The organism is Psychrobacillus sp. BM2 (assembly GCF_048572895.1).
Classification (GTDB): domain Bacteria; phylum Bacillota; class Bacilli; order Bacillales_A; family Planococcaceae; genus Psychrobacillus.
The window spans coordinates 2,471,763-2,489,145 of record NZ_CP183878.1; the positions used below are offsets into that span (position 1 = coordinate 2,471,763).

General features: G+C 36.6%; 17 protein-coding genes, 2 tRNA genes and 1 riboswitch. Of the genes, 1 reads left to right on the top strand and 18 read right to left on the bottom strand.

What is annotated here, in order from left to right; translation table 11 throughout:
- Positions 1–35: 35 nt before the first annotated feature.
- From tig to ACN6MX_RS12165, 16 genes are all read right to left on the bottom strand, one after another.
- On the bottom strand, positions 36–1,322 hold the full coding sequence (gene tig / locus ACN6MX_RS12090) for a trigger factor (protein ID WP_419962614.1): 1,287 nt from the start codon (positions 1,320–1,322) through the stop codon (positions 36–38).
- A gap of 130 nt (positions 1,323–1,452) precedes the next feature.
- Complete coding sequence (locus tag ACN6MX_RS12095) at positions 1,453–2,451, bottom strand: hypothetical protein (RefSeq protein ID WP_419959160.1); 999 nt, start codon at positions 2,449–2,451, stop codon at positions 1,453–1,455.
- 164 nt (positions 2,452–2,615) lie between these two features.
- Positions 2,616–2,792 carry a hypothetical protein gene (locus ACN6MX_RS12100; protein ID WP_419959161.1) on the bottom strand — a complete coding sequence of 59 codons (177 nt, stop codon included), beginning with the start codon at positions 2,790–2,792 and terminating at the stop codon, positions 2,616–2,618.
- A 378-nt stretch (positions 2,793–3,170) separates the two neighbouring features.
- Entirely contained in the window at positions 3,171–3,368 is a 198-nt protein-coding gene (locus ACN6MX_RS12105; protein ID WP_419959162.1) for a hypothetical protein, read from the bottom strand.
- Between the two features lie 289 nt (positions 3,369–3,657).
- Positions 3,658–3,731: transfer RNA gene (locus ACN6MX_RS12110), tRNA-Arg, on the bottom strand.
- Positions 3,732–3,971: 240 nt separating this feature from the next.
- The gene (locus tag ACN6MX_RS12115; protein WP_419959163.1) at positions 3,972–4,889 is read right to left on the bottom strand and encodes an HNH endonuclease; all 918 of its coding nucleotides are present in this window, start codon (positions 4,887–4,889) and stop codon (positions 3,972–3,974) included.
- 348 nt (positions 4,890–5,237) lie between these two features.
- Positions 5,238–5,311 (bottom strand) — tRNA-Arg (locus tag ACN6MX_RS12120).
- Between the two features lie 85 nt (positions 5,312–5,396).
- On the bottom strand, positions 5,397–5,894 hold the full coding sequence (locus ACN6MX_RS12125) for a metallophosphoesterase family protein (protein ID WP_419959164.1): 498 nt from the start codon (positions 5,892–5,894) through the stop codon (positions 5,397–5,399).
- An 8-nt stretch (positions 5,895–5,902) separates the two neighbouring features.
- Positions 5,903–6,505 (bottom strand): XTP/dITP diphosphatase, encoded by a 603-nt coding sequence (locus ACN6MX_RS12130; RefSeq protein ID WP_419959165.1) that lies wholly within the window; start codon positions 6,503–6,505, stop codon positions 5,903–5,905.
- A gap of 119 nt (positions 6,506–6,624) precedes the next feature.
- The gene (racE, locus tag ACN6MX_RS12135) at positions 6,625–7,422 is read right to left on the bottom strand and encodes a glutamate racemase (protein ID WP_419959166.1); all 798 of its coding nucleotides are present in this window, start codon (positions 7,420–7,422) and stop codon (positions 6,625–6,627) included.
- Between the two features lie 9 nt (positions 7,423–7,431).
- Positions 7,432–7,887 (bottom strand): MarR family winged helix-turn-helix transcriptional regulator, encoded by a 456-nt coding sequence (locus tag ACN6MX_RS12140; RefSeq protein WP_419959167.1) that lies wholly within the window; start codon positions 7,885–7,887, stop codon positions 7,432–7,434.
- A gap of 78 nt (positions 7,888–7,965) precedes the next feature.
- Positions 7,966–8,190: a helix-turn-helix domain-containing protein gene (locus tag ACN6MX_RS12145; protein WP_370627162.1), complete on the bottom strand. Its 225-nt coding sequence runs from the start codon at positions 8,188–8,190 to the stop codon at positions 7,966–7,968.
- A 65-nt stretch (positions 8,191–8,255) separates the two neighbouring features.
- The gene (locus ACN6MX_RS12150) at positions 8,256–8,705 is read right to left on the bottom strand and encodes an acyl-CoA thioesterase (RefSeq protein ID WP_419959168.1); all 450 of its coding nucleotides are present in this window, start codon (positions 8,703–8,705) and stop codon (positions 8,256–8,258) included.
- A 289-nt stretch (positions 8,706–8,994) separates the two neighbouring features.
- Positions 8,995–9,771 (bottom strand): succinate dehydrogenase iron-sulfur subunit, encoded by a 777-nt coding sequence (gene sdhB, locus ACN6MX_RS12155; RefSeq protein ID WP_419959169.1) that lies wholly within the window; start codon positions 9,769–9,771, stop codon positions 8,995–8,997.
- A 2-nt stretch (positions 9,772–9,773) separates the two neighbouring features.
- The gene (sdhA, locus tag ACN6MX_RS12160) at positions 9,774–11,531 is read right to left on the bottom strand and encodes a succinate dehydrogenase flavoprotein subunit (RefSeq protein ID WP_419959170.1); all 1,758 of its coding nucleotides are present in this window, start codon (positions 11,529–11,531) and stop codon (positions 9,774–9,776) included.
- A gap of 48 nt (positions 11,532–11,579) precedes the next feature.
- Positions 11,580–12,191 carry a succinate dehydrogenase cytochrome b558 subunit gene (locus ACN6MX_RS12165; protein WP_419959171.1) on the bottom strand — a complete coding sequence of 204 codons (612 nt, stop codon included), beginning with the start codon at positions 12,189–12,191 and terminating at the stop codon, positions 11,580–11,582.
- A gap of 282 nt (positions 12,192–12,473) precedes the next feature.
- Between ACN6MX_RS12165 and ACN6MX_RS12170 the strand changes: the two genes are divergently transcribed.
- Entirely contained in the window at positions 12,474–12,887 is a 414-nt protein-coding gene (locus ACN6MX_RS12170) for a YslB family protein (RefSeq protein WP_419959172.1), read from the top strand.
- Positions 12,888–13,703: 816 nt separating this feature from the next.
- Here the strand turns inward: ACN6MX_RS12170 and ACN6MX_RS12175 are convergent.
- The gene (locus ACN6MX_RS12175) at positions 13,704–14,933 is read right to left on the bottom strand and encodes an aspartate kinase (RefSeq protein ID WP_419959173.1); all 1,230 of its coding nucleotides are present in this window, start codon (positions 14,931–14,933) and stop codon (positions 13,704–13,706) included.
- 240 nt (positions 14,934–15,173) lie between these two features.
- Positions 15,174–15,352, bottom strand: a riboswitch (Lysine riboswitch).
- A 193-nt stretch (positions 15,353–15,545) separates the two neighbouring features.
- Positions 15,546–17,336, bottom strand: coding sequence for an excinuclease ABC subunit UvrC (uvrC, locus tag ACN6MX_RS12180; protein WP_419959174.1), 1,791 nt, complete (start codon positions 17,334–17,336; stop codon positions 15,546–15,548).
- Positions 17,337–17,383: the final 47 nt, after the last annotated feature.

Consider the following 17,383-nt stretch of genomic DNA (forward strand, 5'->3'; position numbering starts at 1 on the left):
TTGTTCTATTTGTATTAATCACGTATTGACTTGAATTAAGAAATTTTAGCGTTTTCCACTAAGAATTCAACTGTTTTTTGGAAACGTAAGTCGTTTGCAAGAACGTCTGTACCACCAAGTGCACGTTTAATATCTTCAAGCTTCATATTGAACTGTGCGCTCATTTTTTCAAGTTCTGCATCGATATCTTCTTCAGATGCTTCAATTTTCTCTTCTTTTGCAATTGCTTCAAGTGTCAATGAAACTTTTACGCGACTTTTAGCATCTTCTGTCATTTGAGTACGTAAAGCTTCTTCGTCTTGACCTGAGAATTGATAGTAAAGATCTAAATTCATACCTTGTTGCTCTAAACGTTGACCAAATTCTTGTAACATGCGGTCCGTTTCAGATTTGATCATTGCTTCAGGGATATCAATTGTTGCATTTTCTGCAGCAGCTTCCACTAATGTATCACGAAGTGTTTGAGCAGCCAATTGTTTTTTCTCTTCAGCAGTTGCTTCTTTTAGTTTAGTACGTAAAGCGTCGATACCTTCTACTTCAGCATCTACTTCTTTAGCAAAGTCATCATTAAGTTCAGGTAATTCTTTACCTTTAACTTCTTTAACAGTTACTTTAAATGTAGCAGATTTCCCTGCTAACTCAGCAGCATGGTATTCTTCTGGGAATGTTACTTCAACATCTTTTGCATCTCCAGTTTTAGCACCAACTAATTGTTCTTCGAAACCAGGAATGAAAGAATTAGAACCGATTTCTAGTGGATAATCTGTTCCAGCTCCACCTTCAAAAGCTTCTCCATCAACAAATCCTTCGAAGTCGATTACTGCAGTATCGCCATCAATGATTGCATCTTCTTTTACTACTAATTCAGCTAAACGAGTTTGATTACTTTTTAATTGCTCATCGATTTCTTCGTCAGTTACAGTTTCTTCTAATTTAGTTACTTCAAGACCTTTATAGTCACCTAAAGTTACTTCTGGTTTTACAACAACTTTAGCAGTGAAAACTAAAGGCTGTCCTTTTTCCATTGTTACGACATCTATTTCTGGTTGATCTACTGGGTCAATCCCAGCGTCTTCAACAGCATGCCCATAAGCATGTGGAAGAATGATATCTAATGCATCTTGGAATAGTGATTCTACACCATACATTTTTTCGAACATTTGACGAGGCATTTTCCCTTTACGGAAACCAGGCACGTTAATTTGTTTAACTACTTTTTTAAACGCTTGATCTAATCCTTTTGCTACTTCCTCTGCAGTAACTTCTACAGTAAGTAAACCATTATTACCTTCTTGTTTTTCCCATTTTACAGTCTGATCCATTGACATATATTCTACCTCCAAATGATAATTTACAATAATTTAGCAGTCTGCGTACAATCATACAGAACAGTTTTTCACTAATTATATTGACAACTTGTATATTATAGCATAGATGACTAGAGTTTCAACATTATTCATAACTCAAAAGTTCTAGTGATTCTTCCAATACTATGAGTAACTCAAAGAACTCATCTGATCGCAATTCTCGATTACCAAATAACACATCCACATATTCAATATATCTTTTTGCTACTATTTCATTAGTATATCCTACCCAATCAAATGGAAACAAGGTATAAGCATGTCGATGAACCATTTCCAACGTCATTTGAAGCTTAGTTGGATCTTTTTCTAAAGAATTCTCGATATATCGTTTTATAGGTTCTACTCGATCTACTGCAGTAAGTTCTGGTGGTGCTGTTGGAATGACAGTTTCTTTAAAACCAAATTTTTCAACGGTAACTTCACTGTCCACTCCAGCCGCACCAAGTAGTAAAAGAGCAAGTGATTTAATAGTAGGGATTATATCAGGGCTTTCGATTATTGTGATGATTTCCTTAGTAATTTCTAGGGTATCTATTTGAAATGCCTCTTGTAATAATTGTTCCTGCATGCCATAAGGTAGTTTTATAAAGTGATTTAGCTCGAACTGTTCACTATCAAAGTTGGTTTGCACTTCTTCATCTGACGAATATGTATGATCTGTTAACATCTTGATGCTTAGTTCTTTTAGTTGTTTAAAATTTTTCTTTTGTTGAAAAGTATATGTCGAATCTTTCATTAACTCATTTAACACTTCGTTTAGTTGTTTGTAATCCTTTAGATCAAGTAAAATAGTCAAATATAATTCTATTACCTGCTCAAAAAATGGAGACTTTTTTTCGTAAAGAGTTTCACATATTTTTTTCGCATCCAGTGCTCTGCCTGTTTCTAGTAATGAAAGGATATACACGCTTTGTACCATATCACTCAATTCTTGATATTTGTTAGCCTCATCAAAACAAGACACCGCTTCCGAAAAATTGTTCTCTTCAGCAAGTTTAAGTCCGTTTTCAACATAATTTTCAATCATTCCGGGAAATAAAATGACGTTTTCATCCTTTAAAATTGGATGATTCTTTTTTTTCAACGTATTTCGCCACCTTCACTAGCTAATCTATATACTTAATTATATATACTATATCATTTTTTCTTTATGCACAGATACTATCTGCTAGAAATTTTGAATTGAACAAAAGAGATGCGCCTAATCGGCGTTTGATCAGGTGCATCTCTTTACACTTGTCTAAATAATCATCGACGTAAGCCACCGTCTTCTTCTGTACTGATCGTATCTTCTTTGTAACTTCTATCTTCTTGTCCATTTTTATCGTTTTCTTTTCTTGTTTCTATTTCTTCGATTTTACTCGGTTGTTCCTGAGTAGTGTTAGGATCTTCATCGTATCGCTTCTCTTCATTTTGGTTAGGCATTTTAATTTCTCTCCTCTTTTATAAATTTTATATTTTGTATAGTTAATGGATTCCCTATCTTTATAGTTATAAACAAATTGTGCTGTTTTTCGTTATAAAATATTTTATAATTACTAACTAAAAAGGACAAATCGCATTTCGACGATTTGTCCAGTATTGCATGCAAAATCATAGTATATGAGATTCAGAAATAATGTAGAACTATTCTATATGTGACCCTGTCAGTTGATAAACCTATAAAAAACACAAAAAAACCACCTCCAGCTAGAAAGGGGATTTTTATCGTTTTATATATTAGCAACTCCGGTTCCTCTTGACCAAATTAGAAAGTAATAACACCTAGGACAATTGCCGCTACAATCTTTACAAAACATGATCCTAATGCCCACTTAATAATAAACTTTTGGTGGTCTCCACCTCCCGATTTTCAACGATAATATCCGCTGCATTAACCTGATCTCTTACTTGTTCAGTAATTGGCCTAAATTTAGTTTCTAACTCTTTTTTGTCAATTGCATCCTGAATCTCAGGCATTAGAGAAATCGACTTTGCCGATTGCAAAGCTAATTGTTTCACATGATTCCTAGTATCAACTGATTACAGGTAAGCAAATATGCTTGCAAGTAGAATAATGATTAACAGAAATTAGCGTACTAATTAGTCCTAATATTTTCGTTTGTAATGGGGATTTTTAAGTTTATTCATTGTCAGAACTCCTTTCTTAATATAACCATTCTTTTAATCATAGCATTTCCACAAACTAATTAATAACGTATAGCGACCTCTTAACAGATACTGATTTGTAGACACAAAAAAACCTCCTAATCATGAATTAGAAGTTTTTTTTGATACAATACTAAATTAATGTCCCAGGAGGGATTCGAACCCCCGACCGACGCCTTAGAAGGGCGTTGCTCTATCCAGCTGAGCTACTGAGACAAGTATTTCCCTTAAAGAATACAAGCTTTTTTGATGATGTAGGAATTCTTACTTTTTTAGAACAAAACTACCTACTTTAAATATACTATCACTAAGTTCAACTTGATGAAAGATATTTTTTTAGATAATCATTTAATTCTAGCATACAATGTTTGGCTCTGGTGAGTTTTGATAATGAAGTCCGACTCACTTCCAGAATAAAAGCATAAGAAAAAGAACCTCTAAATAGGACTTCTTTTTCTAATGAAATATATTCTTTTTATGCCATTTGAAATACGGTTTATTCTCTTCATATCGAGAAATCTTCTTTTTCGGATTGATATTATAAATTATATAATCTTCCTCTGGAATAGAAGAAGAAATATGTAGTCTACCTCCTCCATCAAATGCTATATAACCTTTACTATATAAAGCATCATGATTACAGCAGAGGAGCACACCGTTATAAGGATCTATTCTCTCCTTATGTGTACTGTCTTTCCAAGGCTTAGAGGGACTTGCTAGAAGCAAATCAGGTAGCTCAATATCACATAATGCACATTTATTTTCCCACAAAGCCAATAAGTTTTCCCTAAACTTCTTTCGACCTTTGCGGATCATTAATTTTACTTCAGATTCCATTTCAGCAATCATTGGAATCAATGTATTACGCTCGGTGCGGCGTACTGTACCTATTGCTAATTCAAGCTGCTCCACATCTATTTGATAGATATTCAGATCACTTATAAGTTCTAATAATTTTATTACAAGTTGTTCATTACAAGGATACAAATAACCCGGGTTTCCATTACCATCCTGTTGAAATGGTGAGTACTTTATGGGGAGCAGCGTTACAATCTCATTGAAGTTTGAATGGATATTCAGAGGCTCTTCTAATTCATGATATTCTAACTCCACTAAATAACTGTTATCAGCCAAGTGCTTCTGATTTTCCATAGCTGAAGACTTAGAAATTACCTGACATCCAGTTTTAGCAACGCTAATTGCAACAATATTTCCTTTGACATAATGAAAGATGCGGTCCCCTTCATTTACTTCCTTCATTCTCAGCCAAGAATGGGGTACTTGTCCTCCACTATCTTGTTGTAGAGACCAAATAATACCTAATTCTCTTTCCTCTTGATATGTTTCTCCTTGCATGACGACAAAGCTTTTCATTTATAGAACACTCCCTAAATTACAGTTCAATTCCAATATCTCAAAAACCTATTCTTATTCGTAATTTAAACCATTTCCCTAGTTATAAAAATCCTTTCGTTAGTTGGGAAGACGATTCATATCTTCACTTTGATATAACAGCATTGCAATGAATTCTTAATCCAATTATAGCATCTCAGCTACGAATGGGTTACGTTAAAAAATGCTTGAAGATAGTCTCGTGTCATACTTTGCAGAAAATGACAGGTATAAAAAAAGGGACTAAGTCTCTTGGACCGAAGCCCCGACTTAATCCCTACCTAATCACAAATCCTTGTTTACTAAGAATTCATAACCTTTATTAAAGTATGTCCCAGGAGGGATTCGAACCCCCGACCGACGCCTTAGAAGGGCGTTGCTCTATCCAGCTGAGCTACTGAGACAAGTACTCCCCCACCTAAACTGATAGGAAAGACAAGATTTATTATATAATGATAACAAAGATAAGTCAACACTATTTCAAAAAAATTATAAAGTTACTTTTTCAAGTAGTATATGTTCATCTGAATAAAACAGAACTGTCCAAGAATCATCACTCTTTTCAGCCATTGCGTAGCTTTTTTCTTTACGTCCACGAGGTTGCTGAAGACTGCCTGGATTAATAAATAATATACCATCCTGCATTTCTGCTCCTATTAAATGCGAGTGACCAAAGCAAACTACTGAGGCTTGTACTTCCTGTGCTCGATAAAACAGTGGCATTAGAGTCGATTTTACATTGTATTTATGACCGTGAGCTACAAGTACTGTGGCATCCTTAACAGAAAATAGCTCCTCTAGAGGAAATCGATCATCTATATCACAATTTCCACGAACAACATGAATAGGAGTATCATAAAAGTAATTAGCATCTAACTCACTATCCCCACAATGTATAATTGCGTCCACTTCTCGTTTGTGGCGCTCAATTACCTGTTCCATTGTTTTAGTTGCATTATGTGTATCACTCATTATTAATAGTTTCATTCCCTCACCTATCCTTCAGAAATTATTTCTTTCAGACCCAATGAAAGTTTTTTTATCGCATTGCCACGATGAGATATAGCTCCCTTTTGCTCCGCTGTTAGTTCTGCCATCATTTTTTGTTCGGAAGGAACATAAAAAATTGGATCATATCCAAATCCATTCGTCCCTTTTCTTTCGGTCCCAATGACTCCTTCACATGTTCCTCTGACAGTGAAAGGTTCCTTGTTTGGGGAGGCAACGGCAATAGCACATACAAACCGTGCTGTTTTTTCCGATTCTTTAATACCTTCTAGCTCTTTTAGCACTTTATCGATATTTGCTTCATCACTTTTCTCTTCGCCTGCATAACGTGCAGAATAGATACCTGGGCGCCCATCAAGTGCGTCAATCTCTAAACCACTATCATCTGCAATAACCATCGTTTGTAAATGGTTTGCTAAGGAAGTAGCTTTTAATAATGCATTTTCTTCAAAGGTCGTACCTGTTTCTTCTATATCCATTTCTTCCGCCACATCATGGAGCGTTTTAACTTCATATCCTAGTGGGTTAAACAAAGCTTCAAAGTCTTTGGCTTTTCCTTTATTTTTAGTTGCAATTATAATCTGTTTCAATTGACATCTCGTCCTTTTTTTTGATTTTTAAAGCCAGCTCACCTTGAACAAGTTGTTAGCGGTATTACCAAGCAAGCAAAAGAAGACCCAGCTATTCGAGGATTCTCAAGCTAGCAAGGTCATTTGAATGAAATTGTTCGAACATCTGCGCTTGGTATTTCCAACCATTTCTCTACGATCGTTTTGAAAATAGGCACAGAGCCGGTCGTATAAAATATTGGTGTCTCTTTCTGTTGAATCGGATTATTAAGTTCATGGTAATTTAAATAATCTTTTACATCATGAGCAGTTTCTTCCGCAGAAGAAAGTACATTTACATGATTCCCAACTGCCTCTTCAATATGCTTTTGCAAAAGTGGATAATGCGTACAACCTAAAATAACGGTATCAAATTGCTCTTTCTTCAATGGCGTTAATGTTTCCATTACCATATTTCGAGCAAATTCGCCCTCGTATTCATTACTTTCTACAAGTGGTACAAACGTGGGGCAGGCAAGTGGAATCACTTTACTAGACGTATTTAAAGATGCGATAGCTTTCTCATATGCACCACTTTTAATCGTACCGCTTGTACCTAGCACTACTATTTCATTACTTTTTGTTGCTTTAATTGCAGCTCTAGCACCCGGGAAAATTACACCTATAACAGGAAAAGGCATCTTATTACTCAAAGAATTTAGTGCTACTGCAGTTGCAGTATTGCACGCAATTACTAGCATTTTGATATTCATTTTTGCTAAAGCATTAGCCAATTGCCAGGTAAATTTTCTTACCTCTTCACTTGTTCTAGGACCATACGGGCATCTGGCTGTATCACCAATATAAATTATTTTTTCATTTGGTAGTAATTGCATAATTTCTTTCGCAACTGTTAACCCACCAACTCCAGAGTCTATAACACCAATTGGGGCTTTCACGTCGATTCCTCAGTTCTTCATCTGTTGATGTAATTTTTCTAATAATATGGATAAATTTGCTACTTCATCTTGATTGAATTGTTGAAGTACATCCTCTAAATACTGTTGTCGTTTATCTATAACCTCTTCTATAATTCGTGCACCCTCTGCTAACAAATGTATACGAACAACACGACGGTCTTGTTCATCCCTTATACGCTTTACAAGGTCACTTTTTTCCATACGATCAATTAAGTCCGTCGTTGTACTAAAAGCTAAATACATTTTATTGGATAGATCTCCGATAGTCATATCACCAAGTTCAAGTAGCCATTGAAGTGCTACAAACTGTGGAGGCGTAATAGTGTAGGCACTTAAAATCTGTCGACCCTTTTGTTTAATGATTCCAGATATATGTCGAAGCTCTTTTTCTAAAAAAGCAACTTGTTCCTGATCTAATATTGTCTTATTTATATCCTCTGCCATCTATTCCTTCACTCCTCAAAACAATAACCTTCATTCTATTATTGTGACGTGTTATGAGGAAAATGGCAAGGATTCATATCAATTCAACGATAGTTCACCTAATCGTAATAATTCTACAATCGCTTGAGACCTACCCGAAACTCCTAGTTTTTGTATTGTATTTGAAATATGGTTTCTAACTGTTTTCTCGCTTATAGATAATAAAGCTGAAATTTCCTTCGTAGAATTATCTTCTACTAATAATTGAAAAATTTGACGTTCTCTACTTGTCAAAATCGAACGATGCTGATTATTGTCGTACAATGCCATAGCCCCCTATCCACTCTTCTACTAACGTATGTAGCACGGGGATAGTAGGTGACGGCTAGTTAGCACTCTTCCCGAAAAACTTCTCGTTCTTCTTCGGACCATTTTGCAGCACGGCCAGTTTTCTTATCAATTTGAACGATGGATCCTCGACCAGTAAATACGATTTCATCTTTTTCGTTCTTTGCCATGTAATGTATATCCACAGAGGATGAGCCAATAGAATTTGCTTTCACATAAATATGGAGCTTTTCATCAAAGAATACTTGTTTTACATAATCACATTGCAAATCAGCGACTACTGGAATTTTTTCTCCCTTTGGATCCAACCAGTCATTCATGAGCTGAATATGCTTGAAGTATTCAATTCGCGCATACTCAAAGTAAGCAAATGTAACTGTATTATTCAGATGTCCATACATATCCGTTTCGGAAAAACGTACACTAACCTCTGAATAAAAATGGAAACCCTGCTCCCATGACACAATATCTTCTATGTATTTAGCTTTCATAAACTAAACCCCTCCTAAAATGAATGAATATTCATTTATTGTAACAGAGAAAGAAAAAATCTGCATAGAATAATATTATTCTACACAGACTTTCTTATAGCATCTATTGTCTAGCTTCAGCGCCTAGCCCCTCGAGGTTAAATGGGAAGCTTTTCCGCCCAACAAGTTGGACTACAAATCTCCCCATTTACTTGTCATAGGCTCGCAGGAAGCGGGTCATGCAGTCGTTGCGACATGATGTCGCGTACTTAGACTGTATACCTCTTCATAGGCGCTTACGCGTTTCTATTTAATCAACCATATGGTCGCTTCCGAAGAAGTCTTTGAACATTTGAACTGTAGTATCACGGTTCAATGCAGCGATAGAAGTTGTAAGTGGGATGCCTTTTGGACAAGCAACAACACAGTTTTGTGCGTTACCACAGTTGGCAAGACCACCATCTCCCATAATTGTATTTAAACGCTCATCCTTGTTCATAGAACCAGTTGGATGTGCATTAAATAAACGTACTTGTGAAAGCGGAGCTGGTCCCATAAAGTTAGAACCACTGTTTACGTTCGGACAAGCTTCTAGACATACACCACAAGTCATACATTTAGACAATTCATATGCCCATTGACGTTTGCGTTCTGGCATACGAGGCCCTTCTCCAAGATCGTATGAACCATCGATAGGAACCCATGCTTTTACTTTTTTCAATGAATCAAACATGCGTGTACGGTCTACTTGAAGATCACGTACAACCGGGAATGTTTTCATTGGTGCCAACTGGATCGGTTGTGTCAATTGATCGATTAAAGCCGAACAAGATTGACGTGGACGACCATTGATAACCATTGAACAAGCTCCACATACTTCTTCAAGACAGTTCATATCCCAAGTTACGGGTGTTGTAGATTTTCCGTCTACATTTATTGGGTTTTGACGAATTTCCATTAAAGCAGAAATCACGTTCATATTTGGTCTATAGTTTACTTCGAATTTTTCCCAATATGGTGTAGATTCAGGTGTATCTTGACGTAAAATTTCAAATTGAACTTTTTTTGTTTCAGTTGCTGTTACCATTATTAATTGTCCCCTTTCGCAGAATAATCGCGTTTACGAGGTGCAATAAGAGAAATATCTACTTCTTCATAATGTAAAACTGGAGCCCCTGTTGCTGGGTCGAATTTCGCCATCGTAGTTTTCAAGAACTCTTCATCATTACGCTCTGGGAAGTCAGGCTTGTAATGCGCTCCACGGCTTTCATTACGATTAAGCGCACCTAATGTAATAACACGTGCTAAATATAACATATTTTTCAACTGACGGGTAAATGATGCACCTTGGTTAGACCATTGTTGCGTATCATCCATATTAATATTTTCAAAGCGCTCTAAAAGCTCTTGAATTTTCTTATCCGTTGCTTCTAGTTTGTCATTATAACGAACAACAGTTACGTTATCCGTCATCCACTCACCTAGTTCTTTATGAAGTAAGTACGCATTTTCCGTACCTTTCATAGACATAACTTTGTCCCATTTTTCTTGTTCCAGTTTTAGTTCAGCTTCAAAGATAGAATCATCCATATCAACTGCATGTGTTTTAAGATGACTCATGTATTTAACTGCATTTGGTCCTGCCACACTACCGCCGAAAACAGCAGACAGTAAAGAGTTAGCTCCTAAACGGTTAGCTCCATGCTGTGAAAAATCACATTCACCAGCAGCAAATAATCCAGGAATATTCGTCATTTGATCGTCATCTACCCATAGTCCACCCATTGAATAGTGAACTGCAGGGAAAATTTTCATTGGTACTTTACGTGGGTCATCACCGGTGAATTTCTCGTAAATTTCAATGATTCCACCAAGCTTAATGTCTAGTTCATGTGGATCCTTGTGTGAAAGATCTAGATAAACCATATTTTCTCCATTGATACCAAGTTTTTGGTTAACACATACGTCAAAGATTTCACGTGTTGCAATATCACGCGGTACTAAGTTACCGTATGCTGGATATTTTTCTTCTAGGAAGTACCAAGGCTTACCGTCTTTGTAAGTCCAAATACGTCCACCCTCTCCACGTGCAGATTCTGACATTAAACGTAATTTATCGTCACCCGGGATTGCTGTTGGGTGAATTTGAATAAATTCTCCGTTTGCATAATAAGCACCTTGTTGATATACGATTGAAGCAGCAGAACCCGTATTGATGATAGAGTTAGTAGTTTTCCCGAAAATAATCCCAGGTCCACCAGTAGCCATAATAACTGCATCTCCGCGGAACGCACGAATTTCCATCGTTAGAAGGTTTTGTGCTTTAATACCACGACATACGCCTTCGTTATCTTTAATTATTCCAAGGAATTCCCATCCTTCGAATTTTGTTACTAAACCGTCTACTTCAAAACGTCGAACTTGCTCGTCTAGTGCATAAAGTAACTGTTGGCCAGTTGTTGCACCAGCAAATGCTGTACGGTGCATCATTGTACCACCAAAACGACGGAAATCTAATAATCCTTCAGGTGTACGGTTGAACATAACACCCATTCTGTCAAATAAACTGATAATCCCAGGTGCTGCATCTGTCATTGCTTTAACTGGTTTTTGGTTTGCTAAGAAGTCTCCACCATAAATAGTATCATCTAGATGTACTGCTGGAGAATCTCCTTCACCTTTTGTATTTACAGCTCCGTTAATACCGCCTTGAGCACAAACAGAGTGTGAACGTTTTACAGGTACTATTGAAAATAGATCTACGTGCGTGCCATCCTCGGCAGCTTTCATTGTTGCCATTAAGCCAGCTAATCCACCGCCGACAACAATCAGTTTACTTTTTGCCATGCTATTCTCACTCCTCAATTTAATAGTAGTTGAACGTCCGTAAGTTTCTTAGACGAATGCTAGAAGAGCTTGTACGCCAACTACGGATAACGCTAAGAAGATTATTAATGTTACATAAGTTGCAATTTGTTGTGATCTTGCAGATTGTGTGATACCCCAGCTAACTAAGAATGACCAAATACCGTTAGCTAAATGGAATGTAGCCGAAATAACACCTACGATATAGAAACCTAACATCCATGGATTAGATAAGATCTCTTCCATCATGTTAAAGTTAACTTCTTTTGCTCCAATAGCAGCTTGGAAACGTGTTTCAAAAACATGCCATGCGATAAATACTACAAGGAAAATTCCAGTAAAGCGTTGCAAAATAAATAAATAGTTTCTTAATGTACCAAAGTTTTTCGGATTATTTTTTGCAGTAAATGCAATATAAATTCCGTAAAATGCATGGAACATTAATGGTAGATAGATTACGAAGATTTCTAATAATAACTTAAATGGTAGACTCTCCATAAAGTGAGTTGCACTATTAAAAGCTTCTTCTCCTCTAGTAGCAAAATGGTTTACTACTAAATGCTGCGTTAAAAACAGACCTACAGGAATTATACCTAGTAAGGAATGCAGTCGACGCCAATAAAATTCGCGTTCTTTCGACAAAACAATTACCCCCTCAAATTTCCGACTGATAGTTTGAAAACTATCGCAAAAAAACAATTGTTTTCAAAACTTCCACATCATCATGTTACGTATTTATGACATATCCATTGTACTCTCATCATTTTGGAGCGTCAAGGTATCTTTCTGAATTTTCATTGCTATTCCTCTACCTTTGTTGGATAATAATTTGTTTAATAAATCACAATCTATTCGGGTCCCCATTACTATTTTTTTGTGATAAAATAAATAGGCAGTAATGATTTTGGAAAGAAGGGTTGCTACTTGAATGAAAAGGAACATTCACATGTAACTTCCTTTGGATATGAGTTAATAAGAGACCACGTGCTTACTTCTATTCTCGGAAAACATGAAAAAGATATATTATATTGGGCTGGGAAAGATTTAGCTCGAAAATTCCCCCTTTATTCGATGGAAGAAGCCGTCACGTTTTTCAATGAAGCTGGATGGGGCACTTTACATTTAGAAAAAACTACAAAAGATTCTGCTTTTTATACATTAAGTACATATAATCTACCTCAGAGTGGACAAAGTAGAAGTCATCGATTAGAAGCAGGTTTTTTAGCTGAACAACAACAAAAGCTTACTGGTTATTTAACCGAATGTTACGACGAAGAAATTAAAAAGAACGGCTTAGTCTCTTTACAAATAAAATGGGATTCTAAAACTAAAGGGTAACAGGTTAGTCACTATTGACTTTTCCTGTTACCCTTTTTCAAAAGAAAGTATATGTTTATCATGCTGTGAACTCAGTTTCAATAGTAATTAAAAAATTGAAAGATACTAATAATTTCCGTTTCAGGTGGACGCGTTCCGCAGGGTGAGCGATGAACCATCACCGTCGCTTGCGCGTCGATGTGATGTTTCATCTGTCTCACTGATCCTGCCGGAGTCGCCACCTTTCACTACAATCAATTAGTGTCTAGTACTGCACTATAAGATTTAGCATAGCTTATCGCTTAGATGATAAGATTGGTCAAATTTTAGTGAGTGATCAAGTTATTTGTAATCGCTTTTGAAATAGAAATGCTATTATCCAATGAAAGATGAAGAAAGTAGATTATCTTTTTACCAGTGGAAATAAAGAGAAATAGTAAGTGTTTACTAATTAAAGAAGCGAAATAGCGAACGAAATTGCATCTTCGGGCCCGCACGATGCGGGTCAGGCAGTCGTTGCGACACGATGTCGCGTACTTAGACTGTCATCCATCACCTCTTTGAATAAGAAAGGAGCTTATCTCTAGTTATCCAAAAACGCACTTACCTGTTTCTAAGAGTTGTAGGAGGGCGACGGACAGGCAAACCCCATAAGATTACTGAAAAAAAGGGATATTGGTTGGGACGGACATCACAACCAATATCCCTAAAATTTACTCGGTAATAATCTGGTAAAACGTCTGTCCAAAGCCCTGCAAAAACTATAAAAACAGGTTTTGACCTTCAGGGACCGGGCATCTTTTTGCCTTGTTTTTCTTAACATTTTAGAATAAATATCTATACTGATTGATGAGATAATGCCAGATCAAATTCGTCATGCAAGGCATTGGCAGCATCTATCATGTTTTGCTGAGGTACTACAACGGAAACTTTGATCTCAGATGTACTAACCATTTTCACAGGTATATTTTCTTTTCTTAAACGATCAAACATTTGAGCAGCTACCCCTGGATTCGATACCATACCAGAACCAACAATAGAAACCTTAGAAAGACCCACTTCAAAATCTGCAAAGGTAAAGCCAAGTTCTTTCTTATGTGTTTCTAAAACTGATATAGCTTCAGCCAAAGATTCTTTTTTAATAGAAAAAGAAACAGCTGGTTTCACACCATCTACTATCGACTGAACAATTATATCGACGTTTATATGATTTGCAGCTAGAGTTGTGAAAATAGAAGCTAAAGAGCCATTAAATGGCACCTCATACTCTATAGTTAATCGAACGATATCGGATTCAAACGCTACCCCACGAACTACTAAATTATTTTCCACATCTACTTCCTCCTTCAAAATCGTTCCTTCTCCATCTTTATAGCTAGGACGTACTCGTAATGGAACCTTATAGTTTTTTGCAAATTCCACAGCGCGTGGATGTAATACACCTGCGCCTAAATTAGCTAGCTCTAACATTTCGTCGTATTCAAGCTGTTCAAGTTTACGGGCATTCTCGATATAGCGAGGATCTGATGTATAAATACCATCAACATCCGTATAAATATCGCAAATCTCCGCACCTATGGAAGCAGCAATAGCTACAGCAGTTGTATCAGATCCTCCTCTACCAAGAGTCGTAATCTCTCCTGCTTCGGATATCCCCTGAAATCCTGCGACTATAACAACTTTGTTCGAAGCAAGTAAACCGTCAATTTTAGAGGGATCCAGTTTTAGTATTTTTGCATTTCTATGTACATTATCTGTTATTAGACCGGCCTGAGCACCTGTTAGAGAAATGGCATCTATCCCAATTGCATTTAACTTAATAGCTAGTAATGCCATCGTAACTTGCTCCCCATTAGATAAAAGCATGTCCATTTCACGTTTGGATGGTGATTCCGCTAATCCGAAAGCAAGGTTTGATAATTCATCAGTTGTCTTACCCATTGCAGAGACAACAACGACAATATTATGGCCTTTTTCATTTTCAAGTTTCACTTGAGTAGCAACGTTTGCGATTTTTTCTGGTGATTCAACTGAAGTACCGCCAAACTTCATTACAATTTTAGACATGAACATCCGCTCCCTTTTTTCCCGCATTAATGGGCAGTAAGATTCCTACTTTAAAGCTTCCACCAAAGTCCAATAGCCCTAGTGGGGGTCTACTGCCCGTAAAAGCCCGATTGGTTCAACTAACAATTAGTAGGATAAGAGCCCCACTGATTGAAGTTTCTCTTTACCTGAAAGGATTAAAAAATGCTTTCCACATATTGTGAAAAGCATTGTCTCATACACGGCCCAAAAAATCTGTCCATGTGAGATAGCCCTCCAGAATATAAATTCTGACAATCCTACATCTATTAAATGCAGAACCAACGATAAAATAGGAAAAGCTATTCTATGTTTCGGCGAAAAACCCTTTCCTCAGCTATTCTAGGAACTTTCCTTCCTCCTGCTGAGTACTGATGTCTAATCGCACCTCTATCTTCACTTTAAATACAGTGAATTTATTCAATTACCCCTCGGTGTAATTGCGTCCAGATTTTGAATTGCACTTGTGCAATTAACTCCCTTCAAAATCTGTGACATCCGCCGGAGGCTTAACTTTAATCAGCAGTTTTTATTTGCGCATTTGCAAGTATCTTGTGCTGATTCAAGTTAAATTCATATAACCATAACATATGATTATTCAGAAGACAACATATTTTTCTGAAAATGACTTATTATTATATCCGCCTGCTTACTCGGTAATCCCGCCGTTATTAATTCCTCTTTACTAGCAGCTTGTATTTTCTTTAAGGAACCAAAATGCTTTAATAACAACTTTTTCCGTTGAGGTCCTATACCTTCAATACCATCTAGAGAAGATGCTATAGTATGCTTTCCTCGCTGTTGTCTATGAAACGTTATAGCAAAACGATGGACTTCATCCTGAATACGTTGTAGCAAATAAAAACCTTCACTTGTACGCTTCATCGGTATTAGTTCCAAAGGATCTCCGTAAATAAGCTGGGAAGTTTGGTGCTTACCATCCTTTGCAAGACCTGCAATTGGAATATCAAGCCCTAGTTCATCTTCTATAATTTCTCGAGCAGCTTCAATTTGTCCTTTTCCACCATCAATAATTACCAAATCAGGTAGTGGCAAGTTTTCTTTAAGTACACGAGTATATCTTCTTCGCACAACTTCTCGCATTGCTCCGTAATCATCATGCTTAGCTGCTGTTTTTGTTTTATATTTACGATAATCCTTCTTACTGGATCTTCCATCAATAAAAACAACCATTGCAGATACAGCATCAGTCCCATGAATATGCGAGTTATCAAAAGCTTCAATACGCATTGGCGGTGCAATCCCCATCGAATCTCCAAGTTGCTCTACTGCTCCAATAGTCCGTTCCTCTTGTCTTTCGATTAAATGGAATTTCTCCGAAAGTGCTATTTTAGCATTTTTTTCTGCTAATTCTACTAAGTTTTTCTTCGTGCCTCTTTGCGGAACGAAAACCTTCATTTCTATAAGCTGTGAAGCCAAGTCGATATCAGTACTTAAAGGAACATAAATTTCTTTCGGTTTAATATGCTCTGACTTCGCATAAAATTGACCTAAAAATGTGATAAACTCCTCTTCCGGATCACGGAAAATAGGAAACAACGAAACGTCTCTTTCTATTAGCTTCCCTTGTCGTATAAAGAATACTTGCACGCACATCCAGCCTTTATCTACATGGAAACCAAATATATCCCTGCTGGTGAAATCATTCATCGTCATCTTTTGTTTTTCCATTACTTGTTCAATATGTGAAATTTGATCGCGATACTCTTTTGCTCGTTCAAATTCAAGTGCTTCTGCAGCTGAATTCATTTTCGCAACCAATTCTTTTTTTACTTGCGTATGCCCACCATTCAAGAAACTAATAATTTCATGAATGATTGTTTCATAGGCATTCTCCTCTACTTTTTTCACACAAGGAGCTAAACATTGCCCCATATGATAGTAAAGACAAACTCTGTTAGGCATTTTTTGACATTTTCGAAGTGGATACAAACGATCTAGAAGTTTTTTCGTTTCATGTGCTGCATGAGAATTTGGGTATGGTCCAAAGTATTTGCCTTTATCTTTTTTTACCTGTCTTGTAATGATCAGTCGGGGATCTTTTTCGGCAGTAATTTTAATATATGGATACGTTTTATCATCTTTTAACATAATATTATATTTTGGATCATGCTTTTTAATAAGATGGAGCTCTAGTATTAAAGCTTCCAGCTCAGATGAAGTGACGATATATTCAAAGTCAACAATTTCTTGTACTAATCGGAGCGTTTTTCCATCGTGAGCCCCTTTGAAATAAGAGCGCACCCGATTTTTTAATATCTTTGCTTTGCCGACGTAGATAATAGTACCTTGTCGGTCTTTCATTAAATAGCATCCTGGCTCATCTGGTAGGATGGCACATTTTTGTTCGATCAAATCATTCATATTATCACCTGTTTAAAAAAACCAGGCACTGTGCAGCACCCGGTTTT

What these genes read in the sequence shown, in the direction of transcription:
- sdhA (WP_419959170.1), bottom strand. Translation starts at nt 11,531, where the DNA reads ATGGCAAAAAGTAAACTGATTGTTGTCGGCGGTGGATTAGCTGGCTTA.
- ACN6MX_RS12100 (WP_419959161.1), bottom strand. Translation starts at nt 2,792, where the DNA reads ATGCCTAACCAAAATGAAGAGAAGCGATACGATGAAGATCCTAACACT.
- ACN6MX_RS12140 (WP_419959167.1), bottom strand. Translation starts at nt 7,887, where the DNA reads ATGGCAGAGGATATAAATAAGACAATATTAGATCAGGAACAAGTTGCT.
- tig (WP_419962614.1), bottom strand. Translation starts at nt 1,322, where the DNA reads ATGGATCAGACTGTAAAATGGGAAAAACAAGAAGGTAATAATGGTTTA.
- sdhB (WP_419959169.1), bottom strand. Translation starts at nt 9,771, where the DNA reads ATGGTAACAGCAACTGAAACAAAAAAAGTTCAATTTGAAATTTTACGT.
- ACN6MX_RS12115 (WP_419959163.1), bottom strand. Translation starts at nt 4,889, where the DNA reads ATGAAAAGCTTTGTCGTCATGCAAGGAGAAACATATCAAGAGGAAAGA.
- ACN6MX_RS12125 (WP_419959164.1), bottom strand. Translation starts at nt 5,894, where the DNA reads ATGAAACTATTAATAATGAGTGATACACATAATGCAACTAAAACAATG.
- uvrC (WP_419959174.1), bottom strand. Translation starts at nt 17,336, where the DNA reads ATGAATGATTTGATCGAACAAAAATGTGCCATCCTACCAGATGAGCCA.
- ACN6MX_RS12175 (WP_419959173.1), bottom strand. Translation starts at nt 14,933, where the DNA reads ATGTCTAAAATTGTAATGAAGTTTGGCGGTACTTCAGTTGAATCACCA.
- ACN6MX_RS12150 (WP_419959168.1), bottom strand. Translation starts at nt 8,705, where the DNA reads ATGAAAGCTAAATACATAGAAGATATTGTGTCATGGGAGCAGGGTTTC.